Genomic DNA, 22,923 nt, shown 5'->3' with positions numbered 1-22,923 from the left:
GCCTACCAGAGCGCGGGGGCGACGGACGAGCGGATCAGGACCGCCGGATCAGCACCGTCGGATCAGCACCGTCGGATCAGCACCGTCGGATCAGCACCGTCGGATCAGGCGCCGACGGCCCGGTTCCAGAGCACGACGAGCCACGGCGACACCAGCAGCTCCCAGCCGATGACGACGAGCACGTTGAGGGCGACGCCGATCCAGCCCGCGACCGGCGGCCGGCCGGCCCGTCGCCGCGCCCGGATCGAGGAGACCCCGAGCAGCACGCCGGCGAGCAGCAGCGCGTGGATGACGGCCGTGTAGACGACGCCGACGAGCAGATCGCTGACGGCCTGGTCGCCCGGGAACGCGCCGAGCGAGATGATCGCGTACCAGACGAAGAACGCGACGGGGACGACGACCACCGGGATCAGGATCGACGCCGTCGCGGCGCCGTAGCGGCGGCGCAGGGCGGCGACGCGGCCTCCGCCGGTGGCCGGTGCGACGGGGCTCGCGGTGCGGCGGGGCCGGCTGCGCGGAGCGGCGGCGCGACGGGCGGGGCCGCTCCGGCGGCTCGCGTCGCGGTGGCGCGCGGGCGCCGGGGCGCGCCGTCGGATGACGTGCTCATGCTCCCTACCCTACGGGCTCCGCCTCGACGGTCCCGTGCGCCCGGCTTCCGCCCGGCACCGCTCGGGAGGCGGACAATGGAGCGGGTGAGCCAGCCCCCTCCCGCGCCCCGGCGCAGCCACGTCGTCGACCTCTCCCCCCTCCGCGAGTCCCCCGCCTTCGCGCGGCTCTGGGCGGGGAACGTGATCTCGGGCATCGGCGGGCAGATGACGATCGTCGCCGTCGGGCTGCACATCTACGACCTGACCGGCTCGACGCTGGCCGTCGCGATGGTCGGCGTGGTCGCGCTGGTGCCGACCGTGCTCGCCGGTCTCTACGGCGGGATGCTCGCCGACGCCTTCGATCGCCGGCTGGTGCTGCTGCTCGCCGCGATCGTCGCCTGGGGCTCGACGGCCGGCATCGCGGCGCTCGCCTGGCTCGGCGCCGAGACGCCGCTCACCCTTTACCTGCTCACCGCGGTGAACGCCGTCGCCACCACGATCATCGGGGCCACCCGGATGACCGTCGCGCCGCGACTGCTCCGCCTCGAGCTGGTGCCGGCCGCGGCGGCGCTCGGCGGCATCGCGGGCGGGGTGGAGGTGACGGTGGGGCCGGCCCTCGCGGGCGTGCTGGTCGCCTCCTCCGGCTTCGCGATCACCTACACGATCGACGTCGTGCTCTTCCTCTTCGCCTTCCTCGGCATCGCCGGGCTGCCCGCGCTGGTGCCGGAGGGCGAGCGGCAGCGGCCGGGGCTGGAGTCGCTGCGCTACGGACTGCGCTTCCTCCGCGGAGCACCGAACATCCGCCTCTCGTTCCTCGTCGACATCGTCGCGATGACCTTCGGACAGCCGCGGGTGGTCTTCCCCGCCGCGGCCGCACTGCTGCTCGGCGGCGGCGCGGTGACGGTCGGGATCCTCACCGCGGCCTACGCGGTCGGGGCGCTGCTGAGCAGCGTGTTCTCGGGCCGGCTGACCGGTGTCCGGAGGCAGGGGATCGCGATCGGCCGATCGATCCAGGTCTACGGACTGCTGATCGCCGGCTTCGGCGGGGTGCTGCTGGTCGCGGCGCTGGTGGAGCACGACGCCTCCGCGCCGAACCTCGGCCTGATCGGCGCGGCCTCGGTCGCCCTCGCGGGGGCCGGTGCGGCCGACAACGTCAGCTCGATCTTCCGGCAGACGATGCTGCAGACCGCGGTGCCCGACAACATGCGCGGGCGACTGCAGGGGATCTTCATCGTCGTCGTCACGGGCGGTCCGCGGGTCGGCGACCTCTACACGGGGCTGCTCGCCTCGCTCGCGCTGCTCTGGCTGCCGCCACTCGCGGGCGGGCTGGCCATCATCGCGATCCTCGCGGCGGTGCTGCGGCTGAGCCCGGGCTTCCGCCGCTACGACGCGCTGAACCCGGTCGCCTGACCGCGCCGCGACCCCTCGGGAGCACGGCGCGGCGGCGGGGCTACTCGCCGGCGTAGGCGCCGGCGGCGTTGCCGTCGGTGAGGTCGTCCGAGACCTCGCCGCTGTCGTCGTCGCGTCCCTCGACGCGGACGGGGCGGTAGACGTGGAAGCCGTCGATCTCGCCGTCCAGCTCCCAGACGACCTCGACCTCCTCGCCGTCGATGTCGGCGACGCGGGTGAGGGAGCGCTGCGGGGAGCCGTCGATGTATTCGAGGCGGATGCTCTCCTGCTCCGCGCCGCTGTCGAGCATGGCCGTGTACGTGGTGGTGTCCATGCCTCGACGCTAGACAGGCCGCGCGCGGGCCCGCCACCCCTTGCGGCGGGCGGTCGTGCGCGTAGCGTCGTCGCCATGACCGATACCTCCATCACCCCCGCCACCGACGACGACCGCGCGCAGATCACCGAGATCGTGAAGAGCGCGAAGATCGGACTCCTCACCACCGTCAACGCGACCGGCCAGCTCGTCAGCCGCCCGCTCGCCGCGCAGGACATCGACTTCGACGGCGATCTCTGGTTCTTCACCCAGGACCCGTCCGCGAAGGTCGAGGACGTCCGCGCCAACCCGAGCGTCAACGTCGCCTTCGAGTCCAAGAAGGGCTACCTGTCGGTGGCCGGCTCGGCGACCGTCGTGCACGACCCGGCGAAGGTCGACGAGCTGTGGTCGCCGTCCGTCTCGGCCTGGTTCCCCGACGGCAAGGACGACCCGAGCGTCGCGCTGCTGCGCGTCTCGGCCGAGACCGTCGAGCTCTGGGTCACCGACTCCCCCGCGCCCGTCGTGCTCTTCAAGGTCGCCAAGGCGGCCGTCACCGGCGGCCAGCCCGACATCGGCGAGAACCGCACCGTCAGCTTCGAGTAGCCCACTCCCCTCCGCGAGATGCCACTTGTGCACGCCTTTCACGGCGTGTCGCGTGCACAAGTGGCATCTCGCGGAGGGGGCAGGCTAGGGGCCGCCGAAGCGCTCGGTGCGGACCCGGGCGGGGTCGTGGCCCTGGGCGACGAGGGCCGTCGCGACGGCCTCGACGAAGGCGGTGGGGCCGCAGACGTAGACCGTCGGCTCCTCGGAGGCGGGGATCGCCGTGGCGACCAGCAGCTCGGGGGTGAGCCGGCCCGCGGGCCGAGCGGCGCCGGCCGGGGCGACGCGGGTGTAGACCAACTCGGTCTCGACGCCGCCGCGGTCGCGGGGCAGCTCGCCGAGCATCCGGAGGTCGTCGCGGTAGTAGGCGAAGGCGCTCGAGCGCACGGAGTAGAGCAGCCGCATCGGCGCGGCGCTGCCGACGCGGCCGTGCTCGCGGGCCATCGCCATCAGCGGCACCAGTCCGCTGCCACCGGCGATCAGCTGCACCGGCTCGGTCTGCTCGGCGCTCCAGACGAACCAGCCGCCGATCGGCCCGCGCACCTCGAGCGAGTCCCCCGGCTCCAGGCCCTCGACCAGGTAGGGCGAGACCTCGCCGTCGTCCAGGCGCTCGACGGCCAACTCGACGCGCTCGCCGTCCGACGGGGCGCCGATCGAGTAGGAGCGGCTGGCCTGGTAGCCGTCGGCCGCGGTCAGCCGCACGTCGAGATGCTGCCCGGCGAGGTGCCCGGGCCAGCCGGGGACGCGGAGCGCGATGAGGCGTGAGGTCGGAGTGAGCGGCACGACCGACTCGGTCACCGCCTCCGTCCACATCACCAGTAGCGCTCCTCCTTCCAGGGATCGCCGTGCATGTGGTAGCCGTTCTGCTCCCAGAAGCCGGGCTCGTCGCCGGGCATCAGGCGGAGGCTGCGCACCCACTTCGCGCTCTTCCAGAGGTAGAGGTGCGGCACGAGCAGCCGAGCGGGGCCGCCGTGCTCCGCGGCGAGCGGCGCGCCCTCGAACTCGGTCGCGATCCAGGCCTTGCCGCCCCGGATCTCGCTGAACGGGAGGTTCGTCGTGTAGCCGCCGTAGCACTGCGCCATCACGAAGCCGGCGTCGCTCTCGATGCCGTCGAGCAGGAGGTCGACCGAGACGCCGCGCCAGTTCGTCGCGAGCTTGGACCAGCGCGTGACGCAGTGAATGTCGGTGTGGATGTCCTCGCGCGGCAGCGCCGCGAACTCGTCTGCCGTCCAGCGGCGGACCCCGGCCGGGCCGGCGTCGATCGAGAACGCCCACTCGTGGATGTTCGGGGTCGGCCCGATCGAGAGGACGGGGAAGCCCTTCTCCAGGTACTGCCCCGGCGGGAGGTCCGGGTTCTGCTCGCGCTTGCCGAAGAAGCCCCGCGTGATGATGCCCATGTCCGCCTTCGAGTCCTCGGGTGCGCCCCGGTCCGTGGATGCCGCTCGTCGCTGGCCAGGCTAGCGCGCGGGGCCCGGCCGGCGCGCGGGGCGCGGCTAGCGCATCGGAGCGCCCGCGGCGATCCCGCGACGGTGTCGGAGGTGGATGGGAGGATCGGGCCATGAGCAGAACAGTCGTCCCGCCGTATCTCCTCGTCCGCATCGCCCGACTCGACGACCCGGCGTTCGCCCGGGCCGCGCGGGCGGCGAGCCGCTCCCTCGAGCAGGACGTGCCGTTCCGGCGCGTCCGCCCGGGTGAGCCCTCGCCCGGGCGCTCGACCGCCACCGCGACGCCCGTCCCCCGCGCCGAGCGGGTCGCCGCCCTGCAGCGCACGATCTCGGACGCGGAGTCGACCGAGACCCTGCCCGGCACCGTCGTCCGCACCGAGGGCGCGCCGGCCACCGGCGACGCCGCGGCGGACGAGGCCTACGACGGACTCGGTGCGATGTCGGACTTCCTCCAGCAGGCCTTCGGCCGCGACTCCATCGACGACGCGTGGCTGCCGCTGGACGCGACCGTGCACTTCGGCGAGGACTACGACAACGCCTTCTGGGACGGCTCGCGGATGGTCTTCGGCGATGGGGACGGCCAGGTCTTCCGCCGCTTCACCGTCTCGCAGAGCGTGATCGGCCACGAGCTCGCGCACGGCATCACCGAGTACACCGCCAACCTCGTCTACCGCGGGCAGTCGGGCGCGCTCAACGAGTCGATCTCCGACGTCTTCGGCGCGATGCTCGAGCAGTTCGGTGCCGGGCAGAGCGCGGAGGACGCGAGCTGGCTGATCGGCGAGGGCCTCTTCACCGACGAGGTGCAGGGCACCGCGCTGCGCTCGATGATCGCGCCGGGCACCGCCTACGACGACGACGTGCTCGGGAAGGACCCGCAGCCCGGCTCGATGGCCGACTACGTCGACACCGAGGACGACAACGGCGGCGTCCACATCAACTCGGGCATCCCGAACCGGGCGTTCGCCGTCGCGGCGATCGAGCTCGGCGGCCCCGCGTGGGAGAGCGCGGGGCAGGTCTGGTACGACGTGCTGACCGGCGGGGTGCTGACGGCGACGGCCGACTTCGAGGGCTTCGCGGCGCTCACCGTGGCTGCCGCGGGCGAGCGCTTCGGTGCGGGGTCCGAGGTGGAGGCGGCGGTGCGCACGGGGTGGACGACCGTGGGGGTCGAGCTGCCGGCGTAGCGCCCTCCCCGCTGGTCGAGCAGCCCCGCAGGGGTGCATCGAGACCCGTCGTCGTCAGCGGTCGGGTCTGCGGGCCCGCCTCTCGGCGCTGGTGGATCTCGATACGCCCGCTGCGCGGGCTACTCGATCAGCAGACGCGCCCGCTGCGCGGGCTGCTCGATCAGCAGAGTCGCCCGCTGCGCGGGCTGCTCGATCAGCAGAGTCGCCCGCTGCGCGGGCTGCTCGATCAGCAGAGGCGCCCGCTGCGCGGGCTGCTCGATCTGCATGATCGAGGGCGCTCCTTCGGGGTGGGCGCGTACGATCGCGGCCATGGATGTCATCGTCTCGCGCAGCGGCGGCTTCGCCGGGCTCCGCCGGGTCTGGCGGATCGATGTGGACGCGCAGCCGGACGAGCGCGCGTGGCACGAGCTGCTCGGCTCGCTGGACTGGGACGACCGGCCGCCCGCCGCGGCGGTCGCCGGCGGGCGGCCCGACCGGTTCGTCTACGAGATCCGGGTGCAGACGCACACCGTGCGCCTGGGCGAGACGGAGCTCGACGGGGCCTGGCGCGAGCTGGTCGACCGGGTGAAGAAGGCGCAGCCGCGCTGAGGGGCGGTGGCGGTGAACGACGAAGGCGCAGACCCCGGTGAACGGGGGCTGCGCCTTCGGTGCTGGCGGGGTGGGTCTCGATACGCCCCTTCGGGGCTACTCGGCCAGCAAGTGGGCCCCTTCGGGGCTACTCGACCAGCAAGGTGGGCCCGACCGGCGGGTTACTTCGTGCCGAGAAGGTCGATCACGAAGATCAGGGTCTTGCCGGAGAGGGGGTGGCCGCCGCCGGCGGGGCCGTAGGCGAGGGCGGGCGGGCAGACCAGCTTGCGGCGGCCGCCGACCTTCATGCCGGGGATGCCCTGCTGCCAGGCGCGGATGAGGTTGTTCAGGGGGAAGTTGATCGACTGGTTGCGGCTCCAGGAGGAGTCGAACTCCTCGCCGGTGTCGTACTCGACGCCGAGGTAGTGCACGTCGACGGTGGAGCCGGGCTGGGCCTCGGCGCCGTCGCCGATGACGAGGTCCTCGACGACGAGGGTGTCGGGGGCCGGGCCGTCGGGGGCGTCGAGCTCGGGCTTGGTCAGGTTCTCGCTGCTCATGCTCTCCATCCTAGGAGGGACGCCCTGGACACTCGATCCGGCCCCGCTCCCCCGACCGGGCCGCTCACTCCACCAGGGTCAGGCGCTGCGTCGGCCGGGTCATCGCGACGTAGAGCGAGGCGGCGCCGCGCTCCTCCGCGGCGATCAGCCGCGGCCGGGCGATGACGACGGAGTCGAACTCGAGCCCCTTCGCGTCGGCCGTCGACAGCACGGCGACCGGCCGGTCGAGCCCGCGGGAGCCGCGGCCGACCTCGCGGCCGAGCTCCGTCTCCAGCCGCGCGGTGATCGCGTCGAGCTCGTCGTCGGGGGCGATCACGGCGAGCGTGCCGTCCCCGATCGCACGGTCCTCCAGGACGACGGCGAGCACCCGGTCGGCGAGCGCCGCGTCGCCGCGGTCGCGCACGGTGCGGACGGGCCACTCCGTGGAGCGCACCGCCTCGCCCGGGGTGATCTCGAGCCCGTTCTCGCGGGCCGTGCGCTCGGCGTAGGCGACGATCTGCGCGGGCGTGCGGTAGTTCACCGTCAGCTCCTCGAGGCGCCACGGCGCGGCCTCGCCGTCGCGGCCCTGGCGGCCGAAGGTGTCGCGGAGCGCGGCGTCCCAGCTCGACGCGGCCGAGGCTCCGGAGGCCTGGGCGACGTCGCCGACGATCGTGAACGAGCGCATCGGGCAGCGGCGCAGCAGCACCCGCCACTGCATCGGTGAGAGCTCCTGCGCCTCGTCGACCACGACGTGGCCGTAGGTCCAGGAGCGGTCGGCCGCCGCGCGCTCGGCGGTGGTGCCGACGCCGGCGCGCTCGGCGAAGCCGGCGGCGAGGTCCTTCGCGTTGACCAGGCCGTCGACGCCCATGTTGCGGATGGCCGCCTCGGCGTTCTCGATGTCGCGGCGGCGCTGCTCCTTCTCGGCCTTCTTCTCCGCGTCGGCGTGGTCGTCGTAGGCGCCGACCAGCTCGGCGGCCTCGTCGAGCAGCGGCACGTCCGAGACGGTGAAGGCGGCGTCGCGGTCGCGGCGGAGCAGGGCGCGCTGCTCCGGTGTCCAGCGCGGGGTGAGCGAGGCGAACCAGTTCGGCCGGGCGAAGAGGTCCTGGAGCAGCTTCTCGGGGGTGAGCGGGATCCACGCCGTGTTGAGCGCGACGCGGACGTCGTAGGCGGTGCGCACGTCCTCCCGCAGGACGGCCTCGTCGGCCTCGTCGACGGTGTTGCCGTGGCTGCGGAGCTGGTCGGCGAGCTGCCGGGTGAGATGGGTGATCATCGCCTTCACGAAGGTCACCCGGGCCACGTTGTGCGGCTTCCGGGAGTCGCGCGCGCGGGTGATGGCCCGCTCCACCTCGTGCGGCTCGAGGCGCAGCTTCTCACCGTTGACGTCGAGGATCAGCGTCTCGGCCGGGACGGCCTGGCGCGAGCGGACGGCGCGCTTGAGCAGCTCGGCCATCCGCGCGGAGCCCTTCACCCGGGCGACCGCGGGCCGGTCCTCCTCGACCAGGTCGAGACTTGGGTAGAGCTGGCCGAGGGTGGAGAGCACGACGCCGGTCTCGCCGAGCGAGGGCAGCACCGCCTCGATGTAGCGCAGGAACGAGCGGGAGGGCCCGACGACGAGCACGCCGGAGGAGGCGATGCGGTCGCGGTGCGAGTAGAGCAGGTAGGCGGCGCGGTGCAGGGCGACCGCGGTCTTGCCGGTGCCGGGTCCGCCCTGCACGACGAGCACGCCGCGCAGCTCGGAGCGGATGATGCGGTCCTGCTCGCTCTGGATCGTGGCGACGATGTCGTGCATCCGGCCGGTGCGCTGGGCGCCGAGGGCGGCCATCAGCGCACCCTCGCCCTGGAGCGCCGTGCCCTCGCGCAGCAGCTCCTCGTCGAAGACCTCGTCCTCGAAGCGGAGGACCTCCCGGCCGCGGGTGGTCAGGTGCCGGCGGGCCCGCGTGCCCATCGGGCGGGCGGCGGTGGCCTGGTAGAAGGCGGCGGACTGCGGGGCGCGCCAGTCGAGCAGCAGCGTGTCCTGCTCGTCGTCGCGGAGGCCGATGCGGCCGATGTAGCGGTGCTCGGTCTCGGCGTCGGCGAGCGTGAGCCGGCCGAAGGCGAGGCGGTCGTCGGCGCCGGAGAGCGAGCGGATGCGGTCCTCGTAGAGCCGCGCGAACGCGTCGCGCTCGGAGCGGCTCTGGTGGTTGCCGCCGACGCTCTCGATCCGGACCGAGTCGAGCGCCTCCCTGGCCTGCGCGATCAGCTCGTCGAGGCGGGCGTAGAGCCCCGCCACGTACGCGCGCTCGCGCGACAGCTCGGACTCGAGGATCGTGTCGCTGTCCGTCATCGTGCGCCCCTTCCGCGCCTGCTCCGCGGTCTCGGGCGGGAGGCGGATGCGCTCCGGGGACCGTCGAAAACAGGCGGTCCAGTCTAACGACCGCTCGGGTGCCGACCGGCGCGACAGGGCTTCTCGCGACTCGCCGTGGGCGAACGGCGCCGCCCTCTTGCGGACGGCCGCCGGGAGGCGCATGCTGTCGGTCAAGAAGAGCTCGACGCCCCGTCAGAGCAGCCGGCCCTGCCGCTGCCGCAGGGCGTCGAGGTCTTTAACGGCCGTTCTCAGGCGCCGATCTCCTCGGACCCGCGCGGGAAGAGAAGCGACACCCACCGCGTTGCACGCTGCATGCCTTCGACGAGCAGCAGTGCCACCGCCCCCTCCCGCGCCTCGATCGACATCACCGAGTCGGCGCGCGCCGGCTGGGAGTCGTGGCTCGCGCGCCGCGCCGAGCGGGTCACCGGCCCGCGCGGCGACCTCGCCCTGGTCGAGACCCGCTGGCTCGACGCCGGCGAGAGCGTCGACGACGCGGCCGTGCTGGCCGGCCACGGACCGACCGCGACGCTCACCCGCATGCGCCGCCCGAGCCTCGACACCGGCGAGGAGGAGTACGGCTACCGCGTCTGGGACGCCGCCTCGGAGGGCATCCGCTCGTTCGACGCGATCGAGACGTTCCCCTTCGATGCGGCCTGGGTGCTCGAGGCCTGGTTCGAGCCCGTCGACGACGCGCGGACGATCCCGTTCGAGCACCTGCGCGACAACGGCGCGACCCGCGACCTGGTCGTCCCCGGCGACATCACCTTCTCCCTCGTCGACGACGGCCGGGCGCACGAGTACACGGTCGCCGCGTTCGACGACGGCGGCACCCTGCTCGTCCCGTTCGGCGACCCGACCAACCGCAGCGAGGATCCGGCGCTGCGCAGCTACCCGGTCGGCCGCTTCCTCGTCGTGCAGCGCCTCGGCGGCGCCGCCGACGCCGGCACGCCCGGCCCGGTGCTGCTCGACTTCAACCGCGCGTACATCCCGCCGTGCGGGTTCTCGCCGCACTACAACTGCCCGCTGCCGCCCGCGCAGAACCGCCTCGGCGTCGCGGTGACCGCCGGCGAGCGCCGGGTGCTGCGCGCGGCCTGAGGACCGCCCTCGGCCGGGACGCTCGGCTCAGAGACTCTTCCAGGTCGACCGGGCGGCGGGGCCGGGCACGATCCGGACGCGCTCGAGAGGCGACCGGCGGCCCTCCCGGTCGACGAAGGCGAGCTCGAGCCGCTCGCCCGAGTCGGCGTCGGCCGGGATCGAGCTCGCACCCTGCGGCAGCGGACGGTTCTCATCGCCCCACTGCGCGAGCGCGACGAGCACGAGCTTCAGCGCGCGGCCCTGCTCGGTGAGCTCGTAGCGGGAGCGCTCGCGCGCTCCTTCCGGCCGGTAGGGGACCTTGGCGAAGATCCCGGCCTCGGTGAGGGTGCGCAGCCGCGCCGAGAGCACGTCGCTCGGCACACCGAGCCGCTCGCGGAACTCGGAGTAGGTGCTCGCTCCGCGCAGCGCCTCCCGGATGATCAGCAGGCTCCAGCGCTCGCCGAGGAGCTCGAGGGATCGGGCGACCGAGCAGCGCTCGGCCCGGTCGCTGTCGACGTCGACGGGGAGGCGGGCGGTGGCGGGCACGTGTCGAGACTATCGCAGGCTCGCTTGGTTTTTCCAAGCCAGGGCACTAGCGTGGCCGCCATGCCGACTCCCCGGACCGTCCTCCGCCCTCCCGCGCGCTTCGGGCGGCGAGGCGCCTTCTGGGTCTCGACGCTCGTGCTGGCCCTGTGCCTCTGGTCCAGCGGCGCGCCCTCCGTGCTTTACCCCAGCTACGCGGCGGAGTGGGGACTCTCCCCCGTCGTCATCACCTCGGTCTTCGGCGCCTATCCCGTCGCGCTGCTGCTCGCGCTGCTCCTCGTCGGCGGGCTCTCCGACGTCATCGGGCGGCGGCGGACGATGCTGCTGGGCATCGCCCTGATCGCGCTCTCGGCGCTCGTCTTCTCGCTCGCGGACGGCGTCGCGCTGCTCTATCTCGGCCGGGCGATGCAGGGCGTCGGGACGGCGCTCGCGCTCAGCGCGGCGAGCGCCTCCCTCGTCGACAACAACGTGTCGGCCAACCCGCGGCTCCCCTCGTCGCTGACGACCGTGTCGACCGCCGCGGGGCTCACCCTGTCGCTCCTGCTCTCGGGAGCCCTGGCGCAGTACGCGCCGCTGCCCCTGCAGCTGAGCTACTGGGTCCTGGGGCTGGTCGGCGCGGTCACGCTCGTCCTGCTGGCCCTCGGTCGCGACGACCGCCCGGTCCCGGGTGCCCGCTGGCGCCCGCGCCTGCCCACCGTGCCCGCGGGTCTGCGGAGCGCGTACGCCGGAGCGACGCTCGCCGTCTCGGTCGCCTACGCGGTCGGCGCCCTCGTGCTCTCCCTCGGCGCGCAGATGGCGCGGGAGCTCACCGGCACGACCGATCTGCTCGTGATCGGCGCGGTGCTCGCGCTGTCGTCGGTCGTGATCGGTCTCACCGCCCTGGCGATCCAGCGGGTGCACGCGCATCTCGCGATCATCGCCGGCGCCGTGGTCGCGATCGCCGGTCTCGCGCTGATGGAGTGGACGGCGGCGAGCGGCTCGCTCGTGCTGTTCGTCGCCTTCATGATCGTCGGCGGCGTCGGCTACTCGCTCAGCTTCTCGGGCGGGCTCGCACTGGTCGGGCAGGCGGCGCCGCCCGAGCACCGCGGCTCGATGATCTCGGCCGTCTACCTTCTGAGCTACCTCGCGCAGGCCATCACCGCGGTCGCCGCGGGAGCCGTGGCGACGGCGCTCGGGCTGGAGGCGGCGATCGACCTGGTCGCACCGGCCGTGGCGGCGCTGTGCCTCGCCTCCGGCGTCGTCGCGTTCGCGGATCTCCGCCGCCGCGCCGCGGAACGACTGCGGGCGAGGCGGACGGCGACCGACCCCGAGGTCGCGGTGCAGCCGAGCTGACCAGGCGGCGGCCGCCGTCGCCTCAGCTCACTGCGAGCAGCCGGTCGAGCGCCTCGGGCAACCGCCGCAGCACCGAGACGTGGCCGTCGCCCGGGTGCTCGTGCAGCTCGGCGCTCGGGAGGAGCGCGCGCAGCCTGCGGGCGTGGTGCGGCGGGATCACCCGGTCGAGGCCGCCCTGCACCAGGACGACCGGGCAGCGCACCGCCGCGAGGTCGACGCCCCAGGGCCGCGCGAAGGCGACGTCGTCGTCGATCAGGCCGCCGTCGCCCCACTCCTCGGAGCGCGCGACGTCCTCGCCGAGCGCCGCCCACTCGCCCTCGAGCGCCTCGTCGTCCGCCGGGACGAACGACGCGGGATCGAACTCGTCCGTCTCGGCGAAGCGGGCGCGCGAATCGCGGCCCTCCCGCGCGGAGGCGAGCCCGCCCGGCGCCGCCATGCCGGCGAGCCACTCGGGGCCGCCGTCGTCCGGCGCGGGTGAGGCGAGCGCCAGCACGCCGTCGACCCGGTCGGCGAGCAGGGCGCCGCAGGCCAGGGCGTGCGGTCCACCGCCCGAGGCGCCGGCCGTCAGGATCCGGTCGAGGCCGAGTGCGTCGAGGACGGCGCGGACGTCCTCCGCCGCCGAGGCCACGTCGCGACCCGGCCGGGCGGTCGAGCCGCCGTAGCCCGGCCGGCCGTAGGAGAGCAGCCGGAGTCCGCGCTCGCGGGCGGCCCGCAGCACGGGCGCCAGCAGCGCCCCGGTCTGCGGGGAGCCGTGCTGCCAGAGCAGCGGCCGGCCCGGGCCGGCGCTGTCGTGGACGCGGAGGACTCCCCCGTCGGCGGTCCCGACCTCGATGCTGCGCACTCGGCGACTCCCTTCGTTCCCCGTGGTCAGCCGGTCAGCGCGGCGCGGCGCGCCACCAGCTCGTCCAGCAGCACCCGCTCGTCGAGCACCGCCCCGCGCCCACCGCGCCCGGCCAGCTGCTGCTGACCCACGTGGGCGAGCCGCGTCGCCGAGCGGATGAAGCCGCGCATCGCCCGCGGCCGGTCGCCGCCGGCCACCCGGGCCCAGCGCGCGGCGGTGCGGCGCCCCTCGGCCGTGCCGATCATCCGCACCTCGGTCGGCGAGAGCCAGCCGGCCGCGGCGTAGTCGCCGAGCCGCTCCAGGGTGACCCGCCGCTCCTGCCGGCGCAGCAGCGAGACGATCACCACCGCGACGACGAACAGCGGCACCTGCACCACGCCGTAGAAGCCGAACCAGTCGGCGACGAGGAACGACGAGCCGTTCCAGAGCGCGTGCAGGAAAGCGGCGAGCGCCAGGCCGAGCAGCGCGATCGGCAGGCGCGCGGCGGGCGGGCGGTTCATCGCGACACCGAGTGCGGCGCCGAAGCAGGCGGTGAAGAGCACGTGCGCGAACGGCGAGAGCACGCCGCGGAGGAAGAAGGTGACGGCCAGCGAGCCGAGCCCGCCCTCCACCAGCGCGCTGCCGAAGTAGAGGATGTTCTCGACGAAGGCGAATCCGGAGGCGACGACCGCCGCGTAGACGATGCCGTCGACCGGTCCGTCGAAGCTCCGGCGCCAGATCAGCAGGATCAGCAGCACGCCGAGCCCCTTGGCCGACTCCTCGACGATCGGCGCCTGGATCACCGCGCCGACGAAGTCCGACTCGCTCGGCTGCGCCCCGGTCGCGTAGACCGCGATCTGCACGCCGAGGTCGACCAGGAGCGAGATCGCCACGGAGCCCGCCGCGCCCCAGAGGAACGCGAACCACAGCCCGAGCGGCGCCTCCGGCTCCCAGCGGTCGACCCAGCGGACGCCCGCGAGCACGATCAGCAGCGGCACCAGGGCGACGACCGCGCAGATCCCCGCGGCGGTCGCGCCGAGACCCGACACGACGTAGGCGAGCACGAGGAGCAGCAGCACGCCGAGCAGCGCGACGCCGATCGCGCCCAGCACGGTCGGGACGATCGAGGGCCGGGCGGGCGGGGGCGGCGGGTAGACGCTCATGGGGACCGAGAGTAGGGCACCGGCGGGCCGCCGGACCGGCGGTTGACAGCGGCCGTGTCCGATTCCCGCGATCGAGCGGCCGCGTGCCGTGCGAGGCTCGGAGCATGACGGACGTCGACCCGCTCTTCGAGCAGCGCTACCGCGCGGTCGCCTCGCGCGACTCCCGCTTCGACGGCCGCTTCCTCACCGGCGTGCACTCGACCGGCATCTACTGCCGCCCGAGCTGCCCCGCCGCGACTCCGCGGCCCGGCAACGTCCGCTTCTATCCGACCGCGGCCGCCGCGCACGAGGCGGGGCTGCGCGCGTGCAAGCGCTGCCTGCCGGACGCCGTGCCCGGCTCGCCGGAGTGGAACCTCCGCGACGACACCGCCGCCCGGGCGATGCGGCTGATCGGCGACGGGGTGGTCGACCGCGAGGGTGTCGCCGGGCTCGCCGCACGACTCGGCTACGGCACCCGCCAGCTCGGCCGGATCCTGCGCGACGAGCTCGGCGCGCCTCCGCTCGCCCTGGCCAGGGCCCAGCGCGCGCAGACGGCCCGGCTGCTGCTCACCGGCACCGAGCTGCCGGTGTCGGAGGTGGCGTTCGCGGCGGGCTTCGCGAGCATCCGGCAGTTCAACGCGACGATCCAGGAGGTGTACGAGCGCAGCCCCAGCGCCGTGCGCGCCTCGACCCGCGGCGACCGCTCGGCGGCGGCCGTGCAGGCGGGCGCGACGACGCTCGAGCTGCGCCTGCCGGTGCGGGCGCCGTTCGACGCGGGCGTGCTCACCGCGCTCGGGGGCACCGCCCTGCCGGGGGTCGAGGAGGCAGGGCCGGACCGGTACGCCCGCTCGCTCGCGCTGCCCGGCGGCCCGGCGATCGCCCGGCTCGAGCTCGACGGCGACGCGGTGCGCTGCACTGCGACGCTCGCCTCCGTCGCCGACGTCGGCCCGCTGGTCGCGCGGGTGCGCCGTCTGCTCGACCTCGACGCCGACTCCGCGGCGATCGACGAGGCGCTCGCGGCGGATCCGGTGCTCGCTCCGCTCGTCGCCGCGAGGCCCGGGATCCGCCTGCCGGGCTCCGTCGACCCGGCGGAGACCCTGCTCCGCACGCTGATCGGGCGCGGTGCTCCGGTCGCGGCCCGCGCGGCGCTGACCCGGCTGGTCGCGGCCCTCGGCGAGCCGCTGCCCGCCGCGCTCGCGAGTGGGGCGATCACCCGCGCCTTCCTCGCCCGCGGCGATCGCCGACCGCGGCGCGGAGCCGCTGGCAGGCGCTCGCGGAGTCGGGACCGTCCTCCGCGTCGCCGCGCTCCTCGCCGCCGGCGAGCTGCGGCTCGACGCCGGCGCGAGTCGCGAGGAGTTGCTGGAACGCCTGCTCGCCGTGGACGGCATCGATCCGGTGGCCGCCGGCTCCGTCGCGGCACGGATCACCGGCGACCCGGACGTGCTGCTCGCCGACGACGGTCCCGTCCGCCGCGGCGCCGCGGCCCTCGGTCTCCCCTCGACCCCTCGAGCCCTCGCCGACTCCTCCCGCCCCTGGTCCCCCTGGCGCAGCTACGCCGCCCTGCACCTCTCCGCGAGATGCCACTTGTGAGCGCGACACGCCGAGGAAGGCGCGCGCAAGTGGCATCTCGCGGAGTGGGCCGGACTACTCCGGCGTCGGCTCGATGATCGGGAGGGACGCGGTCATCGCCTCGATGCCGGAGAGGCGCGCGGGTGAGATGAGCCGCAGCACCTCCTCGCGCGACATCAGACCGGCCTCGACCACCAGGTCGGCGACGTTGCGCCCGGTGGCGAGCGCCGCCTTCGCGAGGGCCGCCGACGCGGTGTAGCCGATGCTCGGGGTCAGCGCGGTGACCACGCCGACCGAGGAGGCGACCATCGCCTCCAGCCGGTCGACGTTGGCGGTGACGCCGTCGATGCAGTTGATCCGGAGCGTGAGACAGGCCTGGGTCATCCAGGTGATCGACTGCAGCAGCGAGTGCGCGATCACCGGCTCGAAGGCGTTGAGCTGCAGCTGGCCGGCCTCGGCCGCCATGGTCACGGTGACGTCGGCGCCGGCCACCGAGTAGGCGACCTGGTTGACGACCTCGGGGATCACCGGGTTCACCTTGCCGGGCATGATGCTCGAGCCGGCCTGGCGCGGCGGCAGGTTGAGCTCGCCGAAGCCGGCCTGCGGGCCCGAGGAGAGCAGGCGGAGGTCGTTGCAGATCTTGGAGAGCTTGATCGCCGAGCGCTTCAGCGCGCTCGAGAACGACATGAAGACGCCGGCGTCGCTGGTCGCCTCGACCAGGTCCTGCGCCATCTCGAGGTCGAGGTCGGTCAGCTCGTTGAGGTGGCGGACGGCGGCGGCGCCGTAGCGCGGATCGGCGGTGATGCCGGTGCCGATCGCGGTGGCGCCGATGTTGACCTCGGCGAGCAGCCAGATCGTCTCGGAGAGGCGCGCGTGGTCCTCGCCGAGCGTGGTGGCGAAGCCGTGGAACTCCTGGCCGAGGGTCATCGGCACCGCGTCCTGCAGCTGCGTCCGGCCGACCTTGAGGACGCTGCCGAACTCGACGGCCTTCCGCGAGAACGAGGCCTGGAGGAGGGCGAGCTCGTCGAGCAGCCGGCGCAGCGACCAGGTCATCGCGATCTTGATCGACGTCGGGTAGACGTCGTTGGTGGACTGGCTGCGGTTCACGTCGTCGAGGGGGTGCAGGAAGGCGTAGTCACCCTTGGGCCGGCCGGCGATCTCGAGGGCGACGTTGGCGACGACCTCGTTCGCGTTCATGTTCGTCGAGGTGCCGGCGCCGCCCTGGATGACACCGACCACGAACTGGTCGTGGAACTCGCCGTCGATGATCCGGCGGCAGGCCTGCTCGATCAGCTCGGCCTTCGCCGGGGCGAGGCTGCCGATCTCCGTGTTCGCCCGGGCCCCCGCGAGCTTGACGGTCGCCAGCGCGCGGACGAGGTCCGGGTAGATCGAGATCGGGCGCTTCGAGATCGGGAAGTTGTCCAGGGCCCGGGCGGTGTGGATGCCCCAGTAGGCGTCGGCCGGGATGTCGAGCGGGCCGAGCGAGTCGGTCTCGGTGCGGGTGGCGCCGTTCACAGGGGGTCCTTCCGGCCGGCTCGGCGGGTCGATGCTCTCGGGGAGGGTGGTCGAGGCGGAGGTCACGTCAGCTCCATCGCTGTCGTCGTGCGGCCCCGAAGGGTGCAGGGGGTCCGCGGACTGCGGGGCCAGCCTACGCCGGGGCTCCAGCCGAGCAGTCCACCTTGGCGCGGCCGGACGGGGATGGACCGGACCGGCCGAAGTGGACTGCTCCTCGAGCCCCGCGGACAAGTGGACGGGTCCACTCTCGGAGCATCACCTCGAGATCGGACCCCTCATGCTCCTCCTGCTCACCCTCCTCACCGCCGTCCTGCTCACCGCGCTCGCCCTCCCGCTCGCGCTCGCGATCCGGAGCGACGGGCTCTCCCCCGTCGCGTTCGACCCCGGCCACGACAGCCGCGGCGGCGCCTCCTGACCCCGGACGCCGCGCGTCAGTCGACGCGATCCGGCTCCGGGATGCTCGGCGCCGCGTGCAGTCCGCCGCTCAGCGCGTAGCGCTCCTCGGGCGAGAGCACGAGGCGCTTCCGCCCCCAGACCGCGAAGCCGATCAGGATGATCACGTAGACCACGGCGATGGCGATGATCGCGGGCTGGAACGCGTCGTTGAAGAGGAAGCCGAGGAAGATCAGCACGTTGATCAGCGCCGCGATCACCGCACCCGGCACACCCCACGGGCTGCGGTACGGACGGGTCGCGCTCGGGAACCGGCGGCGCAGCAGCACGAACGAGACCATCTGCATGAAGTACGCGACGACCGCGCCCCAGACCGCGATGTTCAGCACGATCGCTCCCGCGACGGCGCCGGCGTTGTCCGGGTCGAGCCGGCTGAGCACGTCGACGACGACGAGGGCGACGAAGCCGATGACCGCGCCCACGGTCAGGGCGATCCACGGCGTCTGGCGCTTCCCGGTGAGCGAGAAGACGCGGGGGTAGTAGCCCGCCCGGGAGAGCGAGTACATGTTGCGCCCGTAGGCGAACATGATGCCCTGCAGTGAGGCGAGCAGCCCGATCAGGGCGAACAGCGCGAGCACGGCCGCCGCCCCGTCGCCGACCATCGCGCGGAAGCCGTCGAGCAGCGGCTCGGTCGAGACGCCCATGTCCTCGGAGCCGATCAGCGCGGTGTTGAGGAAGAGGACGAGCAGTCCGGTCACGATCAGCGTGCCGCGGGCCCAGAAGCCGGCGCGGGGGATGTCGCGGACCGGATCGTGCGCCTCCTCGGCCGCGAGCGGCAGCTCCTCGATGCCGAGGAAGAACCACATGGCGAACGGCAGTGCGAAGAGGATCGGCAGGACGCCGTGCGGGAGGAACTCGGACTGGCCCGCGTCCGGCGCGATGTTCCACAGGCTCGACCAGTCGAGCGCCGGCGAGAGCAGCGCCATCACGGAGAAGGCCAGCAGGATCGCGATGGACACGATCGAGACGACGATCGCGAAGCGGAACGAGATCGCCGCGCCCGCGGAGTTCAGCGCGACGAAGACGATGTAGAGGACGAGCCACCAGATCCACATCGCGCCGGAGAGGTCGAAGCCGAGCAGCTCGCTCGTCACCCCGTTCGCGTACTGCGCCGAGAAGAAGACGACCACGGCGGTGGTGGCCACGTACTCGATGGTCTCGGCCAGTCCGGTGACCAGACCGCCCCACGGCCCCATCGCCGAGCGGGCGAAGGAGTAGGCGCCGCCGGTGTGCGGCATCGCGGCCGACATCTCGCCGATCGAGAAGATCAGGCCGTAGTACATCACCACGAGGACCGCGAAGGCGATCAGCATCCCGCCGAAGCCGGCGAACTCGATCCCGAAGTTCCAGCCCGAGAAGTCACCCGAGATGACGGCGGCGACGGCCAGACCCCAGAGCCCCCAGACGCCGGCGGAGCGGCGCAGGGTGCGCTTCTCGAAGTAGCCGGCCTCGGCCTCGCGGTAGGTCACCCCCGCGGTGCTCGTGACGTTCGCGGAGTCGGGCCCGGACGCCGCCGGGCGCCTCGCACCCTTGCTCGTCGGAGTCTGCTTCGTCTGCTCTGCCATCGGGTCTCCTCGGCTCGGGTGGCTCAGAGCATAGGGTCCTCAATGGACGCGGGGAAGACCAATGGCGTTACAGGGGTGTGAACGGCGCGATCGAGGCACTGCGCCGACGGCTCGCCATGGACCCTGCGCGACAACCGGGCGACCGGGAGCACGACCGAGACGGGCTGTGGTCTAATGGTCCCGAATCCGACCATGCGGCGTCCGTCCCGCCCGGCGGAGCGATCTCCGGAGGCACGCCATGGCACCCGACAGCGCCGACCAGCCGCGCGCCGCCCAGCCGCGCGCCGACACGACGCGCGCCGCCCGCACGCTCCCCCGCGGCATGCTCACCCTCGACCGGCTCGACACCCTGATCGAGGCCGGCGAGATCGACACCGTCATCGTCGCCTTCACCGACATGCAGGGCCGGCTCGTCGGCAAGCGCATCTCCGCACGGCTGTTCCAGGACGACGTGGCCGAGCACGGCGCCGAGTGCTGCAACTACCTGCTCGCGGTCGACGTCGAGATGAACACCGTCGACGGCTACGCCCTCTCCAGCTGGGAGCGCGGCTACGGCGACATGAAGATGATCCCGGACCTGTCGACGCTGCGCCTCGCGCCGTGGCTGCCGGGGACCGCGCTGGTGACGGCCGATCTGACCTGGCTCGACGACGCTCCGGTGGGCGAGGCGCCCCGGCAGATCCTCCGCGCGCAGCTCGACCGGCTCGCCGACCGGGGGCTCGAGGCGTTCGTCGCGACCGAGCTCGAGTTCATCGTCTTCGACGACTCCTACCGCGACGCCTTCCGGAAGGGCTACCGCGAGCTGACCCCCGCCAGCGACTACAACATCGACTACGCCCTGCTCGCCTCGACCCGGATGGAGCCGCTGATGCGGGACATCCGGGTGTCGATGGAGGGCGCCGGCCTGTACTGCGAGGGCATCAAGGGCGAGTGCAACCTCGGCCAGCAGGAGATCGGCTTCCGCTACGACGCCGCCCTCGTCACCTGCGACAACCACTCGATCTACAAGTCGGGCGCCAAGGAGATCGCCGACAAGCACGGCAAGAGCCTGACCTTCATGGCCAAGTTCAACGAGCGCGAGGGCAACTCCTGCCACATCCACCTCTCCCTCCGCGGTACGGACGGCACCCCCGTCTTCGCCGACGCGGCGGGCGAGCACGGGATGTCGCCGCTCTTCCGGCACTACCTGGCCGGCCAGCTGGCCGCGATGCGCGAGCTCACGCTGTTCTTCGCCCCGAACATCAACTCCTACAAGCGCTACGTCGACGGCTCCTTCGCGCCGACCGCGGTCGCCTGGGGTCTCGACAACCGCACCTGCGCCCTGCGCGTCGTCGGACACGGCGCCGGGCTGCGGGTCGAGAACCGGGTGCCGGGCGGCGACGTCAACCAGTACCTGGCCGTCGCGGCGCTCGTCGCCGCCGGTCTGCACGGCATAGAGAACGAGCTCGAGCTCGAGGACGCCTGCACCGGCAACGCCTACGGCTCGGGGGCGCCGCGGGTCCCGGCCACCCTCCGCGAGGCGGCCGACCTGTTCGAGTCGTCCGCGCTCGCCAGGGCCGCCTTCGGCGACGAGGTCGTGGAGCACTACGTGAACAACGCCCGCGTGGAGCTGGCCGCCTACGACGCGGCGGTGACCGACTGGGAGAGGGTGCGCGGCTTTGAGCGGCTCTGACGCGTCGACCGGCGGCGGCGTCGTCGCCCCGCGCCCGATCATCGGACTGACGACCTACCGCGAGCGCGCCGTGTCGGGCGTGTGGGACGTCGAGGCGTCCTTCCTGCCCGCGAACTACCTCGACTCCGTGACCCGCGCCGGCGGCGTGGCGCTGCTCCTGCCGCCCCAGCCGGCCTCGGCCGAGACCGCCCGCGCGGTCGTCGCCCGGCTCGACGGGCTGATCGTCTGCGGCGGCAAGGACATCGACCCGGCCCGCTACGGCCAGGAGCCGCACCCGGAGACGGACGAGCCCCGCCCCGAGCGCGACGCCTGGGAGGACCACCTGATGACCGCCGCCCTCGAGGCCGATCTGCCGTTCCTCGGCATCTGCCGCGGCGCGCAGCTGCTCAACGTCTCGCTCGGCGGCACCCTGCACCAGCACCTGCCCGACGTCGTCGGCGACCGCCGCTACCAGGCGGGCGGCGGCGTGTTCTCCCACGTCGACGTCGCCGTCGAGCCGGAGTCGCGCCTGCGCGGACTGCTCGGCGAGGACGTCGTCGTCGCGCAGGTCTACCACCACCAGGCGGTCGACCGGGTCGCCGACGGCCTCGAGGTCGCCGCCCGGACCGCCGACGGCACCATCGAGGCGCTCGAGCTGCCGGGCCGCCGCTTCGCGCTCGGCGTGCAGTGGCACCCGGAGGAGGACACCGCCGACACCCGACTGTTCACCGGCCTCGTCGCCGCGGCGCTCGCCCACCGCGCGGGAGCCGCGCACGACGCCGACGACCGCTCCGGAACCCCGAAGGACGCACCCCGATGACCCCGCCCTCCCCCGCTGCCGTGCAAACCCTGGTCGACCCCGCGACCGGCGCCGCCTTCGACGAGATCGCCCTCGCCGACCTCGCCGCCGTCGACGCCGCGATCGAGCCGCGCCGCCGCGGCGCACGCGCGGCTGGGCGGCGCTCGCCCCCGTCGACCGGGCCCGCGCCCTCCGCCGCTTCGCCGCCGCCGTCGACGGCGCGATCGAGGAGCTGGCGCAGCTCGAGACCCGCAACTCCGGCCACCCGATCACCCAGTCGCGCTGGGAGGCGGGTCACGTCCGCGACGTGCTGGAGTACTCCTCCTCCGCCCCCGAGCGCCTGCTCGGCGCGCAGATCCCGGTCGCCGGCGGGCTCGACGTCACCGTCCACGAGCCGCTCGGCGTGGTCGGCATCATCACGCCGTGGAACTTCCCGATGACGATCGCCTCCTGGGGCTTCGCGCCGGCGCTCGCCGCGGGCAACGCCGTCGTGCTGAAGCCCGCGGAGTGGACGCCGCTGACGAGTCTCCGCCTGGCCGAGCTGGCCCTCGCGTCCGGCCTGCCCGAGGGCCTCTTCCAGGTGCTGCCCGGGCGCGGCGACGTGGTCGGCGAGCGCTTCGTGACGCATCCGCTGGTCCGCAAGGTCGTCTTCACCGGATCGACGCGCGTCGGCAAGCGGGTGATGGCGGGCTGCGCCGACCAGGTGAAGCGGGTGACGCTCGAGCTCGGCGGCAAGAGCGCGAACATCGTCTTCGCCGACTCCGACCTCGAGCGCGCCGCGAGCACCGCGCCCTCCGGCGTCTTCGAGAACGCGGGCCAGGACTGCTGCGCGCGCAGCCGGATCCTGGTCGAGAGGCGCGTCCTCGACCGCTTCCTCGAGCTGCTCGAGCCGGCCGTGCAGGGCGTCGTCGTCGGCGACCCGCGCGAGGAGGCGACGGAGATGGGTCCGCTGGTGTCGGCCGAGCATCACGCGCGGGTGGCCGGCTTCGTGCCGGAGGGAGCGCCGGTCGCGTTCCGCGGGTCGGCTCCGTCCGGCCCGGGCTTCTGGTTCCCGCCGACCGTCCTGCTGCCCGCTACCGGCGACGCCGTCTGGCGCGAGGAGGTCTTCGGCCCGGTCGTCTCCGTGCTGCCGTTCGAGGACGAGGCGGACGCGATCCGGCTCGCCAACGACACCGACTACGGGCTCTCCGGCTCGATCTGGACCCGCGATCTCGGCCGCGCACTGCGGATGTCCCGCGCGGTCGAGGCCGGCAACCTCTCGGTCAACTCGCACTCGTCGGTCCGCTACGCGACGCCGTTCGGCGGCTTCAAGCAGTCCGGGCTCGGGCGCGAGCTCGGACCGGACGCGGCCCTCGGCTTCACCGAGACCAAGAACGTCTTCTTCGCGGCCGACTGAGCCGGCCCACGACTCCCCCTCCGCTCCTCCCGCTCCTCCCCCGCTCCTCCTCCGTGAAAGGCCGATCCATGGCGCTCCCTCCCCTCGACACCACTCCGCTGG

At 73.7% G+C, this 22,923-nt stretch carries 22 protein-coding genes and 1 pseudogene; 11 read left to right on the top strand and 12 right to left on the bottom strand.

Features of this window, described 5'->3' with window-relative positions; all coding sequences use genetic code 11:
* Positions 1-104: 104 nt before the first annotated feature.
* Entirely contained in the window at positions 105-404 is a 300-nt protein-coding gene (locus tag GSU72_RS06555; RefSeq protein WP_159984312.1) for a hypothetical protein, read from the bottom strand.
* 288 nt (positions 405-692) lie between these two features.
* Between GSU72_RS06555 and GSU72_RS06550 the strand changes: the two genes are divergently transcribed.
* Positions 693-1,997, top strand: coding sequence for an MFS transporter (locus GSU72_RS06550; protein WP_244256017.1), 1,305 nt, complete (start codon positions 693-695; stop codon positions 1,995-1,997).
* A 40-nt stretch (positions 1,998-2,037) separates the two neighbouring features.
* On the opposite strand, the gene GSU72_RS06545 is transcribed toward GSU72_RS06550, so the two are convergent.
* Positions 2,038-2,310, bottom strand: a complete 273-nt coding sequence (locus GSU72_RS06545) for a hypothetical protein (protein WP_159984310.1) — start codon at positions 2,308-2,310, stop codon at positions 2,038-2,040.
* A 75-nt stretch (positions 2,311-2,385) separates the two neighbouring features.
* On the opposite strand from GSU72_RS06545, the gene GSU72_RS06540 reads away from it, so the two are divergent.
* A complete protein-coding gene (locus tag GSU72_RS06540; protein WP_159984309.1) occupies positions 2,386-2,892 on the top strand; it encodes a pyridoxamine 5'-phosphate oxidase family protein in 507 nt (168 codons plus the stop codon).
* Between the two features lie 84 nt (positions 2,893-2,976).
* Here GSU72_RS06540 and GSU72_RS06535 read toward each other — a convergent pair whose 3' ends face one another.
* Positions 2,977-3,702: an FAD-binding oxidoreductase gene (locus tag GSU72_RS06535; RefSeq protein ID WP_159986695.1), complete on the bottom strand. Its 726-nt coding sequence runs from the start codon at positions 3,700-3,702 to the stop codon at positions 2,977-2,979.
* Complete coding sequence (locus GSU72_RS06530) at positions 3,702-4,286, bottom strand: molybdopterin-dependent oxidoreductase (RefSeq protein ID WP_159984308.1); 585 nt, start codon at positions 4,284-4,286, stop codon at positions 3,702-3,704. The genes GSU72_RS06535 and GSU72_RS06530 overlap by 1 nt, the downstream gene beginning before the upstream one ends.
* Positions 4,287-4,447: 161 nt before the next feature.
* Here GSU72_RS06530 and GSU72_RS06525 point away from each other — a divergent pair, with 161 nt between their 5' ends.
* On the top strand, positions 4,448-5,515 hold the full coding sequence (locus GSU72_RS06525) for a M4 family metallopeptidase (RefSeq protein WP_159984307.1): 1,068 nt from the start codon (positions 4,448-4,450) through the stop codon (positions 5,513-5,515).
* Positions 5,516-5,634: 119 nt separating this feature from the next.
* On the opposite strand, the gene GSU72_RS06520 is transcribed toward GSU72_RS06525, so the two are convergent.
* Positions 5,635-5,826, bottom strand: coding sequence for a hypothetical protein (locus tag GSU72_RS06520; protein ID WP_159984306.1), 192 nt, complete (start codon positions 5,824-5,826; stop codon positions 5,635-5,637).
* Here GSU72_RS06520 and GSU72_RS06515 point away from each other — a divergent pair.
* A complete protein-coding gene (locus GSU72_RS06515; RefSeq protein WP_159984305.1) occupies positions 5,825-6,103 on the top strand; it encodes a protealysin inhibitor emfourin in 279 nt (92 codons plus the stop codon). The genes GSU72_RS06520 and GSU72_RS06515 overlap by 2 nt on opposite strands.
* A gap of 161 nt (positions 6,104-6,264) precedes the next feature.
* Here GSU72_RS06515 and GSU72_RS06510 read toward each other — a convergent pair whose 3' ends face one another.
* Positions 6,265-6,639, bottom strand: coding sequence for an FKBP-type peptidyl-prolyl cis-trans isomerase (locus GSU72_RS06510; protein WP_056042273.1), 375 nt, complete (start codon positions 6,637-6,639; stop codon positions 6,265-6,267).
* 64 nt (positions 6,640-6,703) lie between these two features.
* Entirely contained in the window at positions 6,704-8,941 is a 2,238-nt protein-coding gene (locus tag GSU72_RS06505; protein ID WP_159984304.1) for a UvrD-helicase domain-containing protein, read from the bottom strand.
* Between the two features lie 333 nt (positions 8,942-9,274).
* Between GSU72_RS06505 and GSU72_RS06500 the strand changes: the two genes are divergently transcribed.
* Entirely contained in the window at positions 9,275-10,057 is a 783-nt protein-coding gene (locus GSU72_RS06500) for a DUF1684 domain-containing protein (RefSeq protein WP_159984303.1), read from the top strand.
* Positions 10,058-10,084: 27 nt separating this feature from the next.
* On the opposite strand, the gene GSU72_RS06495 is transcribed toward GSU72_RS06500, so the two are convergent.
* Positions 10,085-10,582: a helix-turn-helix domain-containing protein gene (locus tag GSU72_RS06495; protein WP_159984302.1), complete on the bottom strand. Its 498-nt coding sequence runs from the start codon at positions 10,580-10,582 to the stop codon at positions 10,085-10,087.
* 60 nt (positions 10,583-10,642) lie between these two features.
* Between GSU72_RS06495 and GSU72_RS06490 the strand changes: the two genes are divergently transcribed.
* Positions 10,643-11,911, top strand: coding sequence for an MFS transporter (locus tag GSU72_RS06490; protein ID WP_159984301.1), 1,269 nt, complete (start codon positions 10,643-10,645; stop codon positions 11,909-11,911).
* 22 nt (positions 11,912-11,933) lie between these two features.
* On the opposite strand, the gene GSU72_RS06485 is transcribed toward GSU72_RS06490, so the two are convergent.
* Both GSU72_RS06485 and GSU72_RS06480 read right to left on the bottom strand, forming a co-directional pair.
* Positions 11,934-12,752: an alpha/beta hydrolase gene (locus tag GSU72_RS06485; protein WP_159984300.1), complete on the bottom strand. Its 819-nt coding sequence runs from the start codon at positions 12,750-12,752 to the stop codon at positions 11,934-11,936.
* 26 nt (positions 12,753-12,778) lie between these two features.
* Complete coding sequence (locus GSU72_RS06480) at positions 12,779-13,894, bottom strand: PrsW family intramembrane metalloprotease (protein ID WP_159984299.1); 1,116 nt, start codon at positions 13,892-13,894, stop codon at positions 12,779-12,781.
* Between the two features lie 104 nt (positions 13,895-13,998).
* Between GSU72_RS06480 and GSU72_RS06475 the strand changes: the two genes are divergently transcribed.
* On the top strand, positions 13,999-15,540 hold the full coding sequence (locus GSU72_RS06475; RefSeq protein ID WP_244256016.1) for an Ada metal-binding domain-containing protein: 1,542 nt from the start codon (positions 13,999-14,001) through the stop codon (positions 15,538-15,540).
* Here GSU72_RS06475 and GSU72_RS06470 read toward each other — a convergent pair.
* Complete coding sequence (locus GSU72_RS06470; RefSeq protein WP_244256094.1) at positions 15,518-16,957, bottom strand: aspartate ammonia-lyase; 1,440 nt, start codon at positions 16,955-16,957, stop codon at positions 15,518-15,520. The two genes, GSU72_RS06475 and GSU72_RS06470, sit on opposite strands and share 23 nt — an antisense overlap.
* Positions 16,958-17,234: 277 nt before the next feature.
* Here GSU72_RS06470 and GSU72_RS06465 point away from each other — a divergent pair, with 277 nt between their 5' ends.
* Positions 17,235-17,372, top strand: coding sequence for a hypothetical protein (locus tag GSU72_RS06465; RefSeq protein ID WP_159984298.1), 138 nt, complete (start codon positions 17,235-17,237; stop codon positions 17,370-17,372).
* A gap of 16 nt (positions 17,373-17,388) precedes the next feature.
* On the opposite strand, the gene GSU72_RS06460 is transcribed toward GSU72_RS06465, so the two are convergent.
* Positions 17,389-18,975 (bottom strand): amino acid permease, encoded by a 1,587-nt coding sequence (locus GSU72_RS06460; RefSeq protein ID WP_159984297.1) that lies wholly within the window; start codon positions 18,973-18,975, stop codon positions 17,389-17,391.
* Between the two features lie 322 nt (positions 18,976-19,297).
* On the opposite strand from GSU72_RS06460, the gene GSU72_RS06455 reads away from it, so the two are divergent.
* The 3 genes and pseudogenes from GSU72_RS06455 to GSU72_RS06445 all read left to right on the top strand — a co-directional run bounded on the left by GSU72_RS06455 (position 19,298) and on the right by GSU72_RS06445 (position 22,821).
* Positions 19,298-20,647 (top strand): glutamine synthetase family protein, encoded by a 1,350-nt coding sequence (locus GSU72_RS06455; protein ID WP_159986693.1) that lies wholly within the window; start codon positions 19,298-19,300, stop codon positions 20,645-20,647.
* Positions 20,634-21,446: a gamma-glutamyl-gamma-aminobutyrate hydrolase family protein gene (locus tag GSU72_RS06450; protein WP_159984296.1), complete on the top strand. Its 813-nt coding sequence runs from the start codon at positions 20,634-20,636 to the stop codon at positions 21,444-21,446. The genes GSU72_RS06455 and GSU72_RS06450 overlap by 14 nt, the downstream gene beginning before the upstream one ends.
* Positions 21,443-22,821: pseudogene (locus GSU72_RS06445) on the top strand (aldehyde dehydrogenase family protein). The gene GSU72_RS06450 and the pseudogene GSU72_RS06445 overlap by 4 nt, the downstream one beginning before the upstream one ends.
* Positions 22,822-22,923 lie beyond the last annotated feature (102 nt).

Source organism: Rathayibacter sp. VKM Ac-2760 (genome assembly GCF_009834185.1).
Taxonomy (GTDB): domain Bacteria; phylum Actinomycetota; class Actinomycetes; order Actinomycetales; family Microbacteriaceae; genus Rathayibacter.
Note: the sequence above shows the minus strand (reverse complement) of the source record. Positions and strands in the feature narration are given on the sequence as shown.

Coding starts and splice junctions, on each gene's coding strand:
- GSU72_RS06465 (WP_159984298.1), top strand. CDS start 17,235: ATGCTCCTCCTGCTCACCCTCCTCACCGCCGTCCTGCTCACCGCGCTC.
- GSU72_RS06510 (WP_056042273.1), bottom strand. CDS start 6,639: ATGAGCAGCGAGAACCTGACCAAGCCCGAGCTCGACGCCCCCGACGGC.
- GSU72_RS06535 (WP_159986695.1), bottom strand. CDS start 3,702: ATGTGGACGGAGGCGGTGACCGAGTCGGTCGTGCCGCTCACTCCGACC.
- GSU72_RS06540 (WP_159984309.1), top strand. CDS start 2,386: ATGACCGATACCTCCATCACCCCCGCCACCGACGACGACCGCGCGCAG.
- GSU72_RS06515 (WP_159984305.1), top strand. CDS start 5,825: ATGGATGTCATCGTCTCGCGCAGCGGCGGCTTCGCCGGGCTCCGCCGG.
- GSU72_RS06505 (WP_159984304.1), bottom strand. CDS start 8,941: ATGACGGACAGCGACACGATCCTCGAGTCCGAGCTGTCGCGCGAGCGC.
- GSU72_RS06500 (WP_159984303.1), top strand. CDS start 9,275: ATGCCTTCGACGAGCAGCAGTGCCACCGCCCCCTCCCGCGCCTCGATC.
- GSU72_RS06460 (WP_159984297.1), bottom strand. CDS start 18,975: ATGGCAGAGCAGACGAAGCAGACTCCGACGAGCAAGGGTGCGAGGCGC.
- GSU72_RS06530 (WP_159984308.1), bottom strand. CDS start 4,286: ATGGGCATCATCACGCGGGGCTTCTTCGGCAAGCGCGAGCAGAACCCG.
- GSU72_RS06520 (WP_159984306.1), bottom strand. CDS start 5,826: ATGGCCGCGATCGTACGCGCCCACCCCGAAGGAGCGCCCTCGATCATG.
- GSU72_RS06455 (WP_159986693.1), top strand. CDS start 19,298: ATGCTCACCCTCGACCGGCTCGACACCCTGATCGAGGCCGGCGAGATC.
- GSU72_RS06545 (WP_159984310.1), bottom strand. CDS start 2,310: ATGGACACCACCACGTACACGGCCATGCTCGACAGCGGCGCGGAGCAG.
- GSU72_RS06525 (WP_159984307.1), top strand. CDS start 4,448: ATGAGCAGAACAGTCGTCCCGCCGTATCTCCTCGTCCGCATCGCCCGA.
- GSU72_RS06480 (WP_159984299.1), bottom strand. CDS start 13,894: ATGAGCGTCTACCCGCCGCCCCCGCCCGCCCGGCCCTCGATCGTCCCG.
- GSU72_RS06475 (WP_244256016.1), top strand. CDS start 13,999: ATGACGGACGTCGACCCGCTCTTCGAGCAGCGCTACCGCGCGGTCGCC.
- GSU72_RS06490 (WP_159984301.1), top strand. CDS start 10,643: ATGCCGACTCCCCGGACCGTCCTCCGCCCTCCCGCGCGCTTCGGGCGG.